This window comes from Streptomyces sp. W1SF4 (genome assembly GCF_003950035.1).
In the GTDB taxonomy this organism is placed as follows: Bacteria; Actinomycetota; Actinomycetes; order Streptomycetales; family Streptomycetaceae; genus Streptomyces; species Streptomyces racemochromogenes.
Map to the genome: position 1 here is coordinate 6233199 of NZ_CP034350.1, position 16724 is coordinate 6249922.

A 16724-nucleotide genomic window follows, 5' to 3' on the forward strand; every position below is an offset into this window, starting at 1 on the left:
GGCTACCGGACTTCACCACTGCTCGATCCCGGCCACGACATCGGAGATCACTTGGGCCACCCGGCTCACGCCCGACACGTCCATGGTCACCTCCTCCACCGTGAGGTAGACCTGGTAGGCCCCCTTGTTGCCGGCGCTGCGCTTCACACCCGGGAATCGACCCACGATGCGGTCCAGGCGTGCGTTTATGGACTGACGGGCCGCCTTGCCGGAAGTCAGCGACGGAACGGGGATGTTTGCGGTCACGGAGAGTTCGATCTCCAGCACCGCACGGCCAGACGTGATGATGCTCTTCAGGCGGGTGACGATTTCGACCTGGCCGGACCGGCTGTTCATCCGGCACTCGCCCTCGCTGGCCGAGTACCCGTTCATTCCCGCGTACAGGTGTCCGATCCTGCGGCACAGGTCTTCCTCCGGAACGGCGTCCGTACCACTCGCCGTCTGGATGATCGACTCCGCGTATCGAAGTGCGGAAACGAAGCCCCCCACGTTCTCGGGCCGCTTGCCGGGGTCCTTGGCGGTCGCCTCCCGGTACAGGCTGATCAGGGCGTCCGCTGCGCGATCGTCGATCCAGCTGCCCACTTCGCGGGTGAGGGTCTCTACGTTTTTCGTGAAGTTCTCTCCGCTGGGGTCCCGACCCGTGATCACGAAGAACATCAGCTGAGCCAGGCTGAAGACGTCGACCGTCTCGCTGCGGGCCGTCTTCGCGTTGGGTTCGAAGAGCTGCTCGGGGGCGGCGTAGTTGATGACACCGCCGACACCGATGTTGGTGGTCACCGTGCGGTTGGTCTCGTGGTAGGCGAGGTCGAAGTCGGTGAGGTACGGCTGGAGCCGGCCGGTCTGGGCGTCGTAGGTGGCGATGATGTTCTCGGGTTTGATGTCGCGATGCCGCACGTGGAGTGAGTGGGCGTGACGCACGGTCTCACAGATGTCGATCATCAGCTGGATGACGGCCTCGGGATCGGACCGGTCGATGTACGCCTTGCGAAGGTTGTCGCCGGGGATGGCGTCCATGAGGAACCCGAAGGGCGCGGAGATCATCTCGTGTACTCGGACGATGTAGGGGTGCTTCAGCTTGCGCATGTTGTGGTAGCCGTTGGCGAAGCGTCGAACCTTCACCTCATCGTCCAGCTCGTTGCCGTGGAACACCTTCATGGCGTAGGCCTTGCCATCGGGACCTTCGAGCTGCCACACGTGTCCGTAGCCGCCGTGGCCGAGGTGCCGTACCACCCGGCCGAAGGCCGTCTCCTCGCCTTCGCTGAGATCGGCGAGGTTCTTGCGGAATTCCCGCACTCGGCCGACAAGGGCCTGCCAGTCGGAGTTCCGCTTGACGTCGGGCAGGGCCTTTTCGGTGTCGTCGAACCATCTGACCAGATCGACCAGAGCGTCCGAGCACCGCTTGGCGCCGTACTTGAGGCGGACGTTGCGTTCACTGAGTTCGGTGAGCTGGAGGTAGTGGTACTGATCGACGAGCGTATGGGCTTTGGCCAGGTTGCGGGAAAGCTCGTTCTTGTCGATCGGGCGGCCCTCCCGGGGCGGGAAGCCGCTGCCGAGAACGACCGTGCCGGCGATGTCGCCCTTGAAGACGGGTGTCTGAATCTCGGCCGAGACGGCGCCCGCCACGTATTCGTAGACCCCGAGCAGGCTGACCTCGCCGTCCCAGTTCACGGCCGAGCCCATGAGGGCTTCGGTCAGGGCCGTGGTGAAGACCCCGTGGGCCTGTTCCTCCTGGGCCTCCTCCTCCGGGCGGCAGGCTGCCAGGATGCAGCGGCTCTCGTTGACCGTGGGGACCTCGCGCTCGATGTCACCCGCCTGCAGGGGCCTGCTGGCAGTCCAGGAGAAGGCGGCGCCGGAGTGGCAGCAGTCGAGAATGGTGACCACGTGCCTGAACTTCAGACTGGCAGACTCCATGAGCTGTGCAAGGTGGCTGAGGGAGATGCCCAGGTCGAATTCCTGCCCGTCGCGGGTGACGAGGTAGCCTGCCTGCCCCAGAACGGCGCCGTGGCCGGCGAAGTAGAAGACGAGGGTGTCTCCCTCTTCCTGTCCGTACGCGAGCTCGGACAGCGCACGGACAATGTTGCCGCGGGTGGCCTTCGAGTTGAGCAGAAGCAGGCAGTCGAAGTCGAACTCCGGAAACGACAGGCACGTCGCCACGTCGTTGGCGTCATTAACGCAGCCATAGAGCGGAGCATCAGGGTAGTTGTCGATTCCTACGATGATTGCCTTGTTCACGTGACTCTCCCCACCCGAAGCACTTCACCGTTGATCGGCGACATCGTAGACGGGCGCGGATCATGTGGGGGTGGTATCCGGCCTAGCGCATCCGGTCAGCCGCCGAACGCAAGAACCCCCGATGTCGTCCGACGACATCGGGGGCCCTTGTACGACGTGGAAGCTACGGCTGGGAGGCCGCCCGCGCCTCCCGCCGGTTGTGGCGGAACGTGTTCGCGCGACGGGTCGTCGCGAACAGCGGGATGGTCGCCGCCAGGGCGATCTGGAGCGCGCAGCCGGTCTGGAGGAGCAGCTGGCCGCCCGGGGCGTCGAACGCCCAGGCCGCCAGGAGGCCCATCGCCCCGACGATCCAGCTCAGCATCGCCGCCGCGAGGACACCCCGCGGCTTCGGGTACTCGACCCGGCTCACCATCAGCCAGGCGACCCCGATGATCGCCAGCAGCGTCGGGACGAACGGCAGCTCCAGCAGCACGATCGAGACGACCGTCAGCGCGCCGAAGGGGCTCGGCATGCCCTGGAACATGCCGTCCTTCATCGTCACGCAGCTGAATCTGGCGAGCCGCAGCACGACCGCCAGCAGCACCACGATCGCCGCGAGCGCCGACATCTTCTGGTGCGCGTCGTCGGCGACCATGCCGTAGACCAGCACGAAGTACGCCGGCGCCAGCCCGAAGCTGATCAGGTCGGACAGGTTGTCCAGCTCGGCGCCCATCGGCGAGCTGCGCAGCTTGCGGGCCACGATGCCGTCGAAGAGGTCGAAGACCGCCGCGAGGAGCATCAGTATCACCGCGGTCGCCGCGCTGTGCCGGGCCATGCCCGACTCGCCGCTGCCGGTGAGGTGCGGGATGAGGATCCCGGTGGTGGTGAAGTACACCGCCATGAATCCGCACGTGGCGTTACCGAGGGTGAGCGTGTCCGCTATCGACAGCCGCAGCGAGAGCGGCATGTCGTCCTCGGCGGACTCCTCCTCGGCGGACTCGGGCACCCAGCCGGTGGCAGGAGTCTCGGGGTCAGTCACGGTCAATTCGGGTCACCCCCGCGGTGGTGGCCTGACCGACCTCGACCGCGACCTCGACGCCCTCCGGGAGGTAGATGTCGACGCGGGAGCCGAAGCGGATCAGACCGATGCGTTCGCCCTGCTCCACCTTGGTTCCGGCCGGCAGGTACGGGACGATGCGACGCGCGACGGCGCCGGCGATCTGCACCATCTCGATGTCGCCGAGCTCGGTGTCGAAGTGCCAGACGACGCGCTCGTTGTTCTCGCTCTCCTTGTTGAACGCCGGGACGAACCCGCCGGGGATGTGCTCCACGGACGTCACCGTGCCCGCCAGGGGCGCGCGGTTGACGTGGACGTTCAGCGGGCTCATGAAGATCGCGACGCGGGTGCGCCCGTCCTTCCACGGCATGATGCTCTGCACCACGCCGTCGGCGGGCGAGATGACGCGGCCCTGGGCGATCTCGCGCTCGGGGTCGCGGAAGAACCACAGCATGCCCGCCGCGAGAGCGGTGGCGGGCACGGCCGCCGCGGCCCAGCGTCCGGACTTGCGGGCCCGGGTGAGGCTGAGCGCCGCGGTGGCGACGGTCGGCAGAAGCCACGGCGATGCTCCGCGCGCGAGGCGTACGCCCGTGAGGCTGTCGCGGTGTGCAGAGGTTTGGCTGTGGGGCATGGATGACCTTCGTAGCGGGTGATTGCCGCGCCGCAAACGGGGGGACGGGACGGCGGCTTTACTGGAATGCTATCGGTTGCGCGCAACAACTGGGCAAGCCAGAAGCCGAGTCGATGGCCGTCGGCCAGTGACTGCTGGTGACTCTCCTGCGGTGGATCATCGGATGATCCACCGCAAAAGGGACATTCAGCCCTGGAGTCGGTACTCCTCGAGCAGGCGTCGCCCGATGATCATTTTCTGGATCTCGGCGGTTCCCTCACCGATCAGAAGCATCGGCGCTTCACGGTAAAGGCGCTCGATCTCGTACTCCTTCGAGAACCCGTAGCCGCCGTGGATACGGAAGGCATCCTCGACGACCTCCTTGCAGTATTCGGAGGCGAGGTACTTCGCCATCCCGGCTTCGAGGTCGTTTCGTTCCCCGGAGTCCTTTTTGCGTGCCGCGTTCACCATCATGGCATGGGCGGCCTCGACCTTGGTAGCCATCTCGGCCAGCTTGAACTGGATGGCCTGGTGCTCGGCGATCGCCTTACCGAAAGTGTGACGTTGCTGGGCATAGGAGACACCCAGTTCGAAAGCACGCTGCGCGACGCCGCAGCCACGCGCCGCCACGTTGACGCGGCCGACCTCGACGCCGTCCATCATTTGGTAAAACCCTCGGCCCGTCTGGCCTCCGAGGACCCGATTGGCCGGAATGCGCAGTCCGTCCATGATGAGCTCGGTCGTGTCGACGCCCTTGTAGCCCATCTTGTCGATCTTGCCCGGGATCGTCAGGCCCGGACGGACCTCCCCGAAGCCGGGCTCCTTCTCCACCAGGAAGGTGGTCATCGACTTGTGCGGCGCGGTGCCCTCGGGGTGTCCTTCGTCACTTCGGACCAGAACGGCCACCAGCGTCGAGGAGCCGCCGTTCGTCAGCCACATCTTCTGGCCGTTCAGGACGTACTCGTCGCCGTCCTTCACCGCCTTGGACGTGATGGCCGACACGTCCGAGCCGAGACCCGGCTCCGACATCGAGAACGCGCCGCGCACCTCGCCCAGCGCCATGCGCGGGAGGAAGTACTCCTTCTGCTCCTGCGTGCCGTGCTGCTTGAGCATGTACGCCACGATGAAGTGCGTGTTGATGATGCCCGAGACGGACATCCAGCCGCGGGCTATCTCCTCGACGCACAGCGCGTAGGTGAGCAGCGACTCACCCAGGCCGCCGTACTCCTCCGGGATCATCAGGCCGAAGAGGCCCAGCTCCTTGAGGCCGTCGACGATCTGCTGCGGGTACTCGTCGCGGTGCTCCAGCTCGGTCGCGACCGGGATGATCTCCTTGTCGACGAACTCCCGGACGGTCTTGAGGATCTCCTGCTGGACGTCCGTGAGCCCGGCGGTCTGGGCGAGTCGTGCCATGGCTACTTCCCCTGTTCCTTCAGCTGAGGCCGGCCGGGCTGCTCGCCGCCGCGCGCCTTGATGTACGTCTCGGTCGGGACCATCACCTTGCGCCGGAAGACGCAGACGAGGGTGCCGTCCTGCTTGTAGCCCTTGGTCTCCACGTAGACGATGCCGCGGTCGTCCTTGGACTTGGACGGGGTCTTGTCCAGGACCGTGGTCTCGCCGTAGATCGTGTCGCCGTGGAAGGTCGGCGCCACGTGCCGCAGGGACTCGATCTCCAGGTTGGCGATGGCCTTCCCGGAGACGTCCGGCACGGACATGCCGAGCAGCAGCGAGTAGACGTAGTTGCCCACCACGACGTTCTTGCCGAAGTCGGTCGTGTTCTCCGCGTAATTGCTGTCCATGTGGAGCGGGTGGTGGTTCATGGTCAGCAGACAGAAGAGGTGGTCGTCGTACTCGGTGACCGTCTTCCCGGGCCAGTGCCGGTAGACGTCGCCTACGGTGAACTCTTCGTAGGTGCGGCCAAACTGCATGGTGCCCCCTCCGGGGTGCTCGCCCGGGCCGTGCGGGGCCCGGGACTGGGGATGGGTGCGCCCGACGCTGCGGGAGCGCCTCAGGCGGTGGGGACCTCGAACTTCGACGTCCTCTGCATGCCGGCGGCCCGGCCCTTGCCGGCGATGACCAGGGCCATCTTGCGGCTGGCCTCGTCGATCATCTCGTCGCCGAGCATCGCGGAGCCCTTCTTGCCGCCCGCCTCGGAGGTGCACCAGTCGTAGGCGTCGAGGATCAGCTCGGCGTGGTCGTAGTCCTCCTGGGAGGGCGAGAAGACCTCGTTGGCGGCGTCCACCTGGCCGGGGTGCAGCACCCACTTGCCGTCGAAGCCCAGGGCGGCGGCGCGGCCGGCGACCTCGCGGTAGGCGTCCACGTCGCGGATCTGGAGGAAGGGGCCGTCGATCGCCTGGAGGTTGTGCGTACGGGCCGCCATCAGGATCCGCATCAGGATGTAGTGGTAGGCGTCCGCCGGGTAGCCGGGCGGCTGCATGCCCACGACCAGGGACTTCATGTTGATCGAGGCCATGAAGTCGGCCGGGCCGAAGATGATGGTCTCCAGGCGGGGCGAGGCGGCGGCGATCTCGTCGACGTTGACCAGGCCCTTGGCGTTCTCGATCTGCGCCTCGATGCCGATCTTGCCGACCTCGAAGCCCATGGTCTTCTCGATCTGGGTCAGCAGCAGGTCCAGCGCGACGACCTGCTGGGCGTCCTGGACCTTGGGCAGCATGATGCAGTCGAGGTTCTGGCCCGCGCCCTCGACGACGGTGATGACGTCGCGGTACGTCCAGTGGGTGGTCCAGTCGTTGACGCGCACCACGCGGGTCTTGCCGGTCCAGTCGCCGTTGTTCAGCGCGTCCACGATGGTGTGGCGGGCGCCTTCCTTGGCGAGCGGGGCGCAGGCGTCCTCCAGGTCCAGGAAGACCTGGTCGGCCGGCAGGCCCTGGGCCTTCTCCAGGAACCGCGGGTTCGAGCCCGGGACCGCGAGGCAGGAGCGGCGCGGACGCAGCCGGTTCACGGGGGAGAGGGGCGTGGTCATGCGGGGACCTCCGTGCTTTCAGCGATGTTGAGAGGGTGGAGCTTGTTGGCCTTGCGGATCTCGTCGACGATACGTCCGATGATCTCCGTGATGCCGAAGTCCTTCGGGGTGAACACGGCGGCCACCCCGGCGGCCTTCAGCGTGACGGCGTCGGCGTTCGGAATGATGCCCCCGACGATGACGGGGATGTCGCCCGCCCCCGCCGTGCGCAGTCGTTCCAGGACGTCCGGGACCAGTGCGCTGTGCGAACCGGACAGGATGGACAGTCCCACGCAGTGCACGTCCTCGGCCAGGGCCGCCGAGGAGATCTCCTCGGGAGTCAGCCGGATGCCCTGGTAGACCACCTCGAACCCGGCGTCGCGGGCCCGCACGGCGATCTGTTCGGCACCGTTGGAGTGGCCGTCCAGGCCGGGCTTGCCGACCAGCAGGCGCAGCCGGCCGGAGCCCAGCTCGTCCGCCGTCCGGGAGACCTTCTCGCGGACCAGGGCCAGCGGGGTGCCCTCCTCCGCGGTGACGGCGACCGGCGCCGAGGAGACACCGGTGGGGGCGCGGAACTCGCCGAAGACCTCGCGCAGGGCGTTCGCCCACTCGCCGGTGGTGACACCGGCGCGGGCGCACTCCAGGGTGGCCTCCATCAGGTTCTCGGTCCCGGCGGCGGCCTCCTTCAGCCGGTCCAGGGCCTGACCGGCGGTCGGGAAGACGAACGGGTCGCCGTTCCCCTGCCGGTCCGAGGACTCCTGCCGCTCGGCCCGCCAGCGGGTGATCCGCTCGACGGTGAAGGCCTCCACCGCCGGGTCGACGGTCATGATGGCCCCGTCGAGGTCGGCGGTGAGCGGGTTCTCCTCGGTCTGCTGGAAGCAGTTCACCCCGACGATCTTGTCCTCGCCGGCCTCGATCCGGGCGCGCCGCTCGGCGTGCGAGGAGACCAGCTGGGACTTCAGGTACCCGGACTCGACGGCCGCCATGGCGCCGCCCATCTCCTGGATCCGGTCGATCTCGGCCAGGCAGTCGGCGACCAGGGAGTCGACCTTGGCCTCGATGACGTGGGAGCCGGCGAAGATGTCCTCGTACTCCAGCAGGTCGCTCTCGTGGGCCAGGACCTGCTGGATGCGCAGCGACCACTGCTGGTCCCAGGGCCGGGGCAGGCCCAGCGCCTCGTTCCAGGCGGGCAGCTGCACCGCGCGGGCGCGGGCGTCCTTGGAGAGGGTGACCGCGAGCATCTCCAGCACGATGCGCTGGACGTTGTTCTCGGGCTGCGCCTCGGTCAGGCCGAGCGAGTTCACCTGGACGCCGTAGCGGAACCGGCGCTGCTTGGCGTTCTCGATGCCGTAGCGCTCCTTGGTGACCTTGTCCCAGATCCGGCCGAAGGCGCGCATCTTGCACATCTCCTCGATGAAGCGGACGCCCGCGTTCACGAAGAAGGAGATACGGGCGACCACCTCGCCGAAGCGCTCCTCGGGCACCTGGCCCGAGTCGCGCACCGAGTCCAGGACGGCGATGGCGGTGGACATCGCGTACGAGATCTCCTGGACCGGCGTGGCCCCGGCCTCCTGCAGGTGGTAGCTGCAGATGTTGATCGGGTTCCACTTCGGGATGTGGTTGACCGTGTACGCGATCATGTCCGTCGTCAGGCGGAGCGAGGGCCCGGGCGGGAAGACGTGCGTCCCGCGCGAGAGGTACTCCTTGACGATGTCGTTCTGGGTGGTGCCCTGGAGCTGGGAGATGTCGGCGCCCTGCTCCTCGGCGGCCACCTGGTAGAGCGCCAGCAGCCACATGGCGGTGGCGTTGATCGTCATCGAGGTGTTCATCTGCTCCAGGGGTATGTCCTGGAACAGCCGGCGCATGTCGCCGAGGTGCGAGACCGGGACCCCGACCCGGCCGACCTCGCCGCGGGCGAGGACGTGGTCGGGGTCGTAGCCGGTCTGCGTCGGGAGGTCGAACGCGACCGACAGGCCGGTCTGGCCCTTGGCGAGGTTGCGGCGGTACAGCTCGTTGGACGCCTCGGCCGTGGAGTGGCCGGCGTACGTCCGCATGAGCCACGGACGGTCCTTCTGGCGCTCTGTCATCTCAGGCGATCCTTATGGCCTTTGAGCGGACTCAGACGTTGCGGAAGCGGTTGATCGCGTCGAGGTGCCGGGCGCGCATCTCGTGGTCGCGGACGCCCAGGCCCTCCTCGGGTGCGAGCGCGAGGACGCCGACCTTGCCCTGGTGGAGGTTGCGGTGGACGTCGTACGCCGCCTGGCCGGTCTCCTCCAGGGAGTAGACCTTGGAGAGGGTGGGGTGGATCTTGCCCTTGGCGATGAGGCGGTTGGCCTCCCACGCCTCGCGGTAGTTCGCGAAGTGCGAGCCGATGATCTTCTTGAGGGACATCCACAGGTAGCGGTTGTCGTACTCGTGCATGTAGCCCGACGTCGAGGCGCAGGTGGTGATCGTGCCGCCCTTGCGGGTGACGTAGACGGAGGCGCCGAAGGTCTCGCGGCCCGGGTGCTCGAAGACGATGTCGATGTCCTCGCCGCCGGTCAGCTCGCGGATCTTCGAACCGAAGCGCTTCCACTCGCGCGGGTCCTGGGTGCGCTCGTCCTTCCAGAACTTGTAGCCCTCGGCGTTGCGGTCGATGACCGCCTCGGCGCCCATCTTCCGGCAGATCTCGGCCTTCTCCGGGGAGGAGACGACGCAGATCGGGTTGGCGCCGCCGGCCAGGGCGAACTGGGTGGCGTAGGAGCCGAGGCCGCCGCTGGCGCCCCAGATCAGGACGTTGTCGCCCTGCTTCATGCCGGCGCCGTTGCGGGAGACCAGCTGGCGGTAGGCGGTGGAGTTGACCAGGCCGGGGGAGGCGGCCTCCTCCCAGCTGAGGTGGTCGGGCTTGGGCATCAGCTGGTTGGACTTGACGAGGGCGATCTCCGCCAGGCCGCCGAAGTTGGTCTCGAAGCCCCAGATCCGCTGCTCGGGGTCGAGCATCGTGTCGTTGTGGCCGTCCGAGGACTCCAGCTCGACCGAGAGGCAGTGCGCGACGACCTCGTCGCCCGGCTTCCAGGAGTTGACGCCGGGGCCGGTGCGCAGCACGACGCCCGCGAGGTCGGAGCCGATGACGTGGTACGGGAGGTCGTGGCGCTTGGTGAGCTCCGACAGGCGCCCGTAGCGCTCCAGGAAGCTGAAGGTGGAAACCGGCTCGAAGATCGAGGTCCACACCGAGTTGTAGTTGACCGAGGAGGCCATGACGGCCACCAGGGCCTCGCCCGGGCCGAGTTCCGGAACCGGGACCTGGTCCAGGTGCAGGGACTTGCGCGGGTCCTTCTCGCGGGTGGTGAGCCCCGCGAACATCTCCGCCTCGTCCTTGTGCACGGTGATCGCGCGGTACGAGTCGGGGAGCGGCAGTGCGGCGAAGTCTGCGGCGGTGGCGGACTGCGACTGAATCGCGTCCAGGATGTCCTTCACGGTATAGCCTCCGGCAAGCGCTGATGAGGGTGCGCTGAGGGATGCGCGGGTGCGCGGTTACGTGTGGTGTGGTGCTGCGAGGGTGCCGTCGGTCCGGCGGTGCTGTGGTGCTGTCGCGCCTGTGGTGAGGGCGGAGCGGGGCCTGGTGACGCAGGCATCCGGGGCGCGTTCCGTACCGAGTGGGCGTGGGCCGCGGGGACATCCGGACGGGATTCAACGTATGGCACCCCGTGTCACTCGGCAAGGCACTGGGTGCCAAAAATTTCTCTCACTTGCCGATTGACCTGCGCAGATGAGCGATGATCGATCAGAGTTACCCGCGAGTAGGGGCAACTCGGACAAAGGAAAACGGCCGCCCCCGGAACGGGAGCGGCCGCTGTGACGAGCGTGACTACTTGTTCTTGAGGGCTTCCTCGATGGTCCGCATGACCTCGTCGAGCGGAGCGTCCGTACGCGCCACCGCGACCAGGACCTCGCCCTCCGTGCGCACCGCCGCCTGCGGGGCCCCCGCCGGCACGCCCTGCGTCCGTCCGGCGCCGATACCCGACCCGAAGGTCTTGCGGACGATCGCGAAGGCGTGGTCCAGCTGCGCCTCCACGTCCCCCTGGCCCCCCGCCCGCAGCCATCGCCGCAGCACGTGGTTGTGCGCGGTCACCACCGCGGAGGCGGCCACCTCGGCCAGCAGCGGGTCGTCGTTGCCGTCGTGGTGGTCGGTCTCGTCGAAGTGGGCGAGCAGGTAGCGGGTGAAGAGCCGCTCGTAGCGGGCCACGGAGGCGATCTCCCGCTCCCGCAGCGCCGGCACCTCGCGGGTCAGCCGGTAGCGCTCCACCGACACCGCCGGCGAGGCGGCGTACATCTTCATGACTTCCTTGATCCCCCGGCACACCGTGTCGAGCGGGTGCTCGTGCGCCGGGGCCACGTCCAGGACCGCCTCGGCGCGGATCAGGGTGTCGTCGTGGTCCGGGAAGATCGCCTCTTCCTTGGAGCGGAAGTGCCGGAAGAAGGTCCGGCGCGCCACCCCGGCGGTCGCGGCGATCTCGTCGACCGTCGTGGCCTCGTACCCCTTGGTCGCGAAGAGCTCCATCGCCGCGGTGGCGAGCTCGCGGCGCATCTTGAGCCGCTGGGCGGCCGCCCGGGTGCCGGCCGCGCTCTCCTGGGAGTCGGCGGCCGACGTGGCGCGGGGTGAGGTCTTGGCGGGCTGGGACATAGAGCGAAAGTACTTCATTCGCGCAGGCGCGCGCGCCGGAGGGGGGTACGAGGGGGGCGGATGCGGGGGAGGGCCCGCACTGGGCTCGGGAGGGTGTGCCCGCCGTGAGGGTCCGGCGGACCCGAGCAGCCCTCCCCACGCATCCTGATCGGGGCCCGGCCCGGGATCGGGGGGTGTCCCCCTACCGGCGGGCGTACTCACGGAATCCGCGGCCGGTCTTCCGGCCCAGGCAGCCCGCCGCCACCAGGTGCTCCAGCAGCGGGGACGGCGCCAGGGCGGGGTCGCGGAACTCCTGGTACAGGACCTTCTCGATGGCGAGCGACACGTCCAGGCCGACCACGTCGAGGAGCTCGAAGGGCCCCATCGGGTAGCCGCCGCCCAGCTTCATCGCGGCGTCGATGTCGTCGATGCCCGCGTAGTGCTGCTCGACCATCTTGACGGCGTTGTTCAAGTACGGGAACAGCAGCGCGTTCACGATGAAGCCGGCCCGGTCCCCGCAGTCCACCGGGTGCTTGCGCACCTTGGCGCAGACCTCGCGGACCGTGGCGTGCACGTCGTCGGCCGTCAGGACCGTGCGGACCACCTCGACCAGCTTCATGGCCGGCGCCGGGTTGAAGAAGTGCATGCCGATCACGTCCTGCGGACGCGAGGTGGCCCGCGCGACCGCGATCACCGGCAGGGAGGAGGTGGTGGTGGCCAGCACCGCGCCCGGCTTGCAGACCTTGTCCAGGCCCGCGAAGAGCTGCTGCTTGACCTCCAGGTCCTCGGCGACCGCCTCGACCGCCAGGTCCACGTCCGCGAAGGCGTCCAGGGACCCGGCCGGGGTGATCCGGTCCAGGGTCCGCGCGGCGGCCTCCTCGGTCAGTCGGCCCTTGGACACCGCACGGCCCAGGGACTTCCCGATCGCGGCCTTCGCGGCCTCGGCCTTCTCCTCGCCGCGGGCGGCCAGCACCACGTCGTAGCCGGCCTGCGCGAAGACCTGCGCGATGCCGCTCGCCATGGTTCCCGAGCCGGCCACGCCGACCGAGGAGACCGGACGGCCCGTGCCCAGCAGCGACCCGTCCAGCGGGGTCTGCAGGTCGCGGACGACCACCGGGCTGCCCGGGGCCTCGTACGTGTAGAAGCCGCGCCCGGCCTTCTGCCCGGTCAGGCCCGCCTCGACGAGCTGGCCCAGGATCGGCGCCGGAGCGTGCAGCCGGTCGCCCGAGGAGGCGTACATGGCCTCCAGCACGGTGCGCGCGGTGTCCACGCCGACCAGGTCGAGCAGGGCGAGGGGGCCCATCGGCAGGCCGCAGCCCAGCTTCATCGCCGCGTCGATGTCCTCGCGGGAGGCGTACTTGGCCTCGTACATCGCGGCGGCCTGGTTGAGGTAGCCGAAGAGGAGGCCGTCGGCGACGAAGCCCGGCCGGTCGCCGACCGCGACGGGCTGCTTGCCCAGCTCCACCGCCAGCTCGGTGACCGCCTCGACGGCCGACGGGGCGGTCAGCACGCTGGAGACGATCTCCACGAGCTTCATGGCCGGCGCCGGGTGGAAGAAGTGCATGCCCAGGACCCGCTCCGGGTGGCGGGACTCGGCGGCGAGCCGGGTCACGGACAGCGCGTTGGTACCGGTCGCCAGCACCGTGTCGGGCCGGACGACCGCGTCGAGCTCGCCGATGATCCGGTGCTTGAGATCGTAGTCCTCCGGGACCACCTCGATGACGAGGTCGGCCTCGGCGGCGGCCCCGAGGTCCGTGAAGGTGCGGAAGCGGGCCAGGACCGCCTCGCGCTCCTGCTCGGTGAGCCGGGACTTGGCCACCGAGCGGGCCGTGGCGGCCGCGAGGGCCCCGGCGGCGCGGCGGGTGGCGGCCTCGCTGACGTCGATGCCGATGACCTCGCGGCCGGCCCGGGCGAGCACCTCGGCGATGCCGGTGCCCATCGTGCCAAGACCGACGACGGCGACGGTGCGGAGGGAGGACTGACTGGACGTGGACGGAAGGTCCATCGCGGGACTCCAGTGGAAGAGGGTGACGACTGAGGGAGCGCGCGGCGCACGACGCGCGCGGATGCCGTACGGGAGAGCCGTGCGGAGCGGACCCGGCGGTGCGCCCGGAGAGGTATGGGGCGCGGCGGGGGCGCGGCGGGTGGAGACGGCGGAACCCTGTCCCGGGGTCCAGCCGTACGGGTGAAACGGTCGAGCGAACGGACCGACTGGTACGGGGCGGCTGCGTCACCAGGCCGCGTCCGTACGTGTTGGGAGGAGACTAACCGGCCGGTAACTGGTCCGCCAGGGCGCGGAGATGTGACCTGTACCGCCCAAATGTACCGATCATCGATCATCGATCAGCCGGGTCCCCGGAACCCCGCCCACCGGGGGCGGCGGGGCCCTAGGGTGGCCGCGTGAACGACGTGCTGGAACGCCTGAGGGCGGAGGCCGGCGACTCGGCCGCGTACGCGGAACTGCTCGCGGCGGCGCCGGACGCCCTGGCCGCCTCCCTGACCTCCGCCGGGCTGCCCCTGTGGGCCCGCGAACTCGCCGCGTACCGGCTCGGAATGGCCGGGGACCGGCGGGCCTTCGAACCGCTGGTCCTGCTGCTCAACCACCGGGACCCGGCCCGCTGCGCCGCCGCCGCGCAGGCGCTCGGCGTCCTCGGGGACCCCCGCACCGCCCGCGCGGCGGCGGCCCTGGCGACCAACTCCCTGCGCACCGCGTACGCCCTGCACCCGGTCCGGCTGCTGACCGCGCTGCGGGCGCCCGAGTCGGCCCCCGCCCTGATCGAGACCCTGTCGCGGCTGCTGACCCCGCACGACCCGTACTGGCGGGTGGCTCTGGCCTGCGTCGAGGGCCTGGGCGCCCTCGGCGACGCCCGGGCCCGCGACGTCCTGGTCCGTGCCCAGGCCCACCCCCGGCTGGCGCAGGCCGCCACCGAAGCCCTGGCCGGGCTGATGGCGGGGCACCCCGACGCCTGAGCCCTGGCCGGGCGGGGTGCGGTGCCGCTGCGCGGGCTGCTCCCCGCCCCGCCCTTCGCCCGTTCCCCGGGGCTGCGCCCCGGACCCCGTTCTGGGGGCTCCGCCCCCAGACCCCCGCGCCTCAATCGCCGGCAGGGCTGGATCTCGCGCAGCGGTCCAGTCCTCAGCTGCCGGCGACGACGGCGAAGGCCTCCACCTCCAGCAGCAGCTCCGGGCGGAACAGGGCCGCGACCTGGACCGCCGAGGAGGCCGGCTGCCGGTCCGGGGCGATCACCTCGTCCCGGGCCGCCCGGACCGCCGGCAGGTGGGCCACGTCCGTGACGAAGTACGTCAGCTTCACCACGTCCTCGAAGCCCGCCCCGGCCGCCGCCAGGCACCGCCGCAGGTTCTCGAACACCTGCCGCGCCTGCGCGGCCGCGTCGCCCTCGCCGACCACCTCCCCCTTCTCGTCGAAGGCGCACTGCCCCGACACGGCCACGAACCGCCCGGTGCCCCAGACGACGTGGCTGTACCCGGTGCCGGGACTGACGCCCTCGGGCGCGGAGATGCGGGTGAGGTGGTCGTCAGCGGACGGAGAAGGAGAAGTCATGCGGACGATCTTGCCTGGTCGGCCTCAGCCGCGGAAGCCCAGCAGCCCGTGCAGGGCCGCACCGCCCGCCGAGGGCGGCACCGCCCGGGTCGCCGTCGCCGGCTTCGGCGCGGGCTGCGCCCGGCAGGTCGCGTCCGCCGCCTGACCCGTCCTCAGGTACGCGGACAGCTTCTCGTCCAGGCACTTGTTGCCGCTCAGGGCGATGCCGTGGTTGCCGCCGCCCTCCTCCACCACCAGCGCCGAGCCCGCCAGCTTGTCCCGCATGCTCACCGCACCCTCGTACGGCGTGGCCGCGTCCTCCGTCGCCTGGAACAGCAGCGCCTTCGGCAGCGCCGTGTTCGTCACGTCCGGGGCCTCGAGCGGCTGCGTCGGCCAGAACGCGCACGGCGCGTTGTACCAGGCGTTGTTCCAGGTCATGAAGGGCGCCTTGGCGTGCGTCCGCCACATGTCCGCCCGCCACCGGTTCCAGTCCCGCGGCCACGCCGAGTCCCGGCACTGCACCGCCGTGTACACGCTGTAGCTGTTGTTCGCCGACGGCTCCACCGCGCCCAGCCGCTCGTACGCCGCCACCAGCGGCTTCGGGTCCTGCTTGACCGCGTACGCCGCGAAGGCCTCGGCCAGCGACGGCCAGTAGCCGTTGTAGTAGCCGCCCGGCATGTACGTGTCCTCCAGCTCGGCCGGGCCCACCTTCCCGCCCGCCGGCGTCCCGCGCAGCGCCTCGCGCATCGCGTACCAGCGCTCCTCGACCCGGGCCGGGTCGGTGCCCAGGTGGTACGTGGAGTCGTACTGGGCCACCCAGGCCAGGAACGCCTTGTGGCGGGCGTCGAAGGCCAGGTCCTGCGAGAGGTTGTCCTCGTACCAGACGCCGCCCGGGTCGACCACGGAGTCCAGCACCAGCCGGTGGACCCGGTCCGGGTGGAGCTTGGCGTACACGGCGCCCAGATAGGTGCCGTAGGAGTAGCCGAAGTAGCTGAGCTTCGGCGCGCCCAGCGCCGTGCGCAGCACCTCCAGGTCCCGGGCCGCCGAGACGGTGCCGACGTACGGGAGCACGTCCGCGTGCTTCTCCTGGCAGGACACCGCGAAGGACCGCACCCGCTCCAGGTTGGCCCGCTCGGTCGCCCCGTCCCGCGGCACGGAGTCGGGCCGTACCGGGTTGAAGTGGCCGGTCCCGCAGTCGAGGGCGGGCTCGCTCTTGCCCACGCCCCGGGGGTCGAAGCCGATCACGTCGTACTGGGCGGCCACGTCCTTGGGCAGGGCCGAGGCGATGAACCCGGCCAGCGCGCGGCCGCTGCCGCCCGGGCCGCCGGGGTTGACCAGCAGCGGCCCCTGGGAGGCGGCGGCGGTGTGCGGGACGCGGGTCAGGGCCAGGGAGATCTGCCGCCCGGCGGGCTGCTCGTGGTCGAGCGGGACCTTGAGGGAGGCGCACTGCAGCGTCGGGTAGCGGGGGGTCGCGCAGCCGGTCCAGCGCAGGCCCGCGGCGGCGGGCGCCTCGGCGGGCGCGGCCGGCGCGGCGGTGAGGGGGGTCGCGAGTGCGGCGGCGACGGTGGAGATCGCCAGCAGGACGGCGGCCCGCTTCTTCGCGGGGCGCAGCTTCGAGGGGTGGAGCATGGGGCCTCCCAGCCGAGGGTTCTGGGCGGAATCGTCCCGGAAACCGTGGCGGGAAGACGGGATTGGGCCGCGCAT

13 protein-coding genes are annotated in these 16724 nt (G+C 69.9%); 1 reads left to right on the top strand and 12 read right to left on the bottom strand.

Features of this window, described 5'->3' with window-relative positions; genetic code table 11:
- Positions 1–12 precede the first annotated feature (12 nt).
- The 10 genes from D1J60_RS29025 to D1J60_RS29070 all read right to left on the bottom strand — a co-directional run bounded on the left by D1J60_RS29025 (position 13) and on the right by D1J60_RS29070 (position 13487).
- Positions 13–2232, bottom strand: a complete 2220-nt coding sequence (locus tag D1J60_RS29025) for a caspase family protein (RefSeq protein WP_125823094.1) — start codon at positions 2230–2232, stop codon at positions 13–15.
- Between the two features lie 163 nt (positions 2233–2395).
- Positions 2396–3217: a CDP-diacylglycerol--serine O-phosphatidyltransferase gene (pssA, locus tag D1J60_RS29030; protein ID WP_185899636.1), complete on the bottom strand. Its 822-nt coding sequence runs from the start codon at positions 3215–3217 to the stop codon at positions 2396–2398.
- Between the two features lie 25 nt (positions 3218–3242).
- Positions 3243–3899 carry a phosphatidylserine decarboxylase gene (locus D1J60_RS29035; RefSeq protein ID WP_125603019.1) on the bottom strand — a complete coding sequence of 219 codons (657 nt, stop codon included), beginning with the start codon at positions 3897–3899 and terminating at the stop codon, positions 3243–3245.
- A 186-nt stretch (positions 3900–4085) separates the two neighbouring features.
- Entirely contained in the window at positions 4086–5291 is a 1206-nt protein-coding gene (locus D1J60_RS29040) for an acyl-CoA dehydrogenase family protein (protein WP_007267474.1), read from the bottom strand.
- Between the two features lie 2 nt (positions 5292–5293).
- Positions 5294–5806, bottom strand: coding sequence for a MaoC family dehydratase (locus tag D1J60_RS29045; RefSeq protein WP_125603018.1), 513 nt, complete (start codon positions 5804–5806; stop codon positions 5294–5296).
- An 80-nt stretch (positions 5807–5886) separates the two neighbouring features.
- The gene (locus D1J60_RS29050) at positions 5887–6861 is read right to left on the bottom strand and encodes a CoA ester lyase (RefSeq protein ID WP_125603017.1); all 975 of its coding nucleotides are present in this window, start codon (positions 6859–6861) and stop codon (positions 5887–5889) included.
- Positions 6858–8927 (bottom strand): protein meaA, encoded by a 2070-nt coding sequence (locus D1J60_RS29055; RefSeq protein ID WP_125603016.1) that lies wholly within the window; start codon positions 8925–8927, stop codon positions 6858–6860. Before D1J60_RS29055 ends, D1J60_RS29050 begins: the two co-directional genes overlap by 4 nt.
- Positions 8928–8958: 31 nt before the next feature.
- Positions 8959–10296: a crotonyl-CoA carboxylase/reductase gene (ccrA, locus tag D1J60_RS29060; protein WP_125823095.1), complete on the bottom strand. Its 1338-nt coding sequence runs from the start codon at positions 10294–10296 to the stop codon at positions 8959–8961.
- A 391-nt stretch (positions 10297–10687) separates the two neighbouring features.
- Complete coding sequence (locus tag D1J60_RS29065) at positions 10688–11503, bottom strand: TetR family transcriptional regulator (RefSeq protein ID WP_185899635.1); 816 nt, start codon at positions 11501–11503, stop codon at positions 10688–10690.
- 181 nt (positions 11504–11684) lie between these two features.
- Complete coding sequence (locus D1J60_RS29070; RefSeq protein WP_125823096.1) at positions 11685–13487, bottom strand: 3-hydroxyacyl-CoA dehydrogenase; 1803 nt, start codon at positions 13485–13487, stop codon at positions 11685–11687.
- 395 nt (positions 13488–13882) lie between these two features.
- On the opposite strand from D1J60_RS29070, the gene D1J60_RS29075 reads away from it, so the two are divergent.
- Positions 13883–14452: an adenylosuccinate lyase gene (locus D1J60_RS29075; RefSeq protein ID WP_125823097.1), complete on the top strand. Its 570-nt coding sequence runs from the start codon at positions 13883–13885 to the stop codon at positions 14450–14452.
- Positions 14453–14615: 163 nt separating this feature from the next.
- Here the strand turns inward: D1J60_RS29075 and D1J60_RS29080 are convergent, their stop codons facing one another.
- Both D1J60_RS29080 and D1J60_RS29085 read right to left on the bottom strand, forming a co-directional pair.
- Positions 14616–15041, bottom strand: coding sequence for a RidA family protein (locus D1J60_RS29080; protein WP_125823098.1), 426 nt, complete (start codon positions 15039–15041; stop codon positions 14616–14618).
- Between the two features lie 24 nt (positions 15042–15065).
- A complete protein-coding gene (locus tag D1J60_RS29085; RefSeq protein ID WP_125823099.1) occupies positions 15066–16649 on the bottom strand; it encodes an alpha/beta hydrolase in 1584 nt (527 codons plus the stop codon).
- Positions 16650–16724 lie beyond the last annotated feature (75 nt).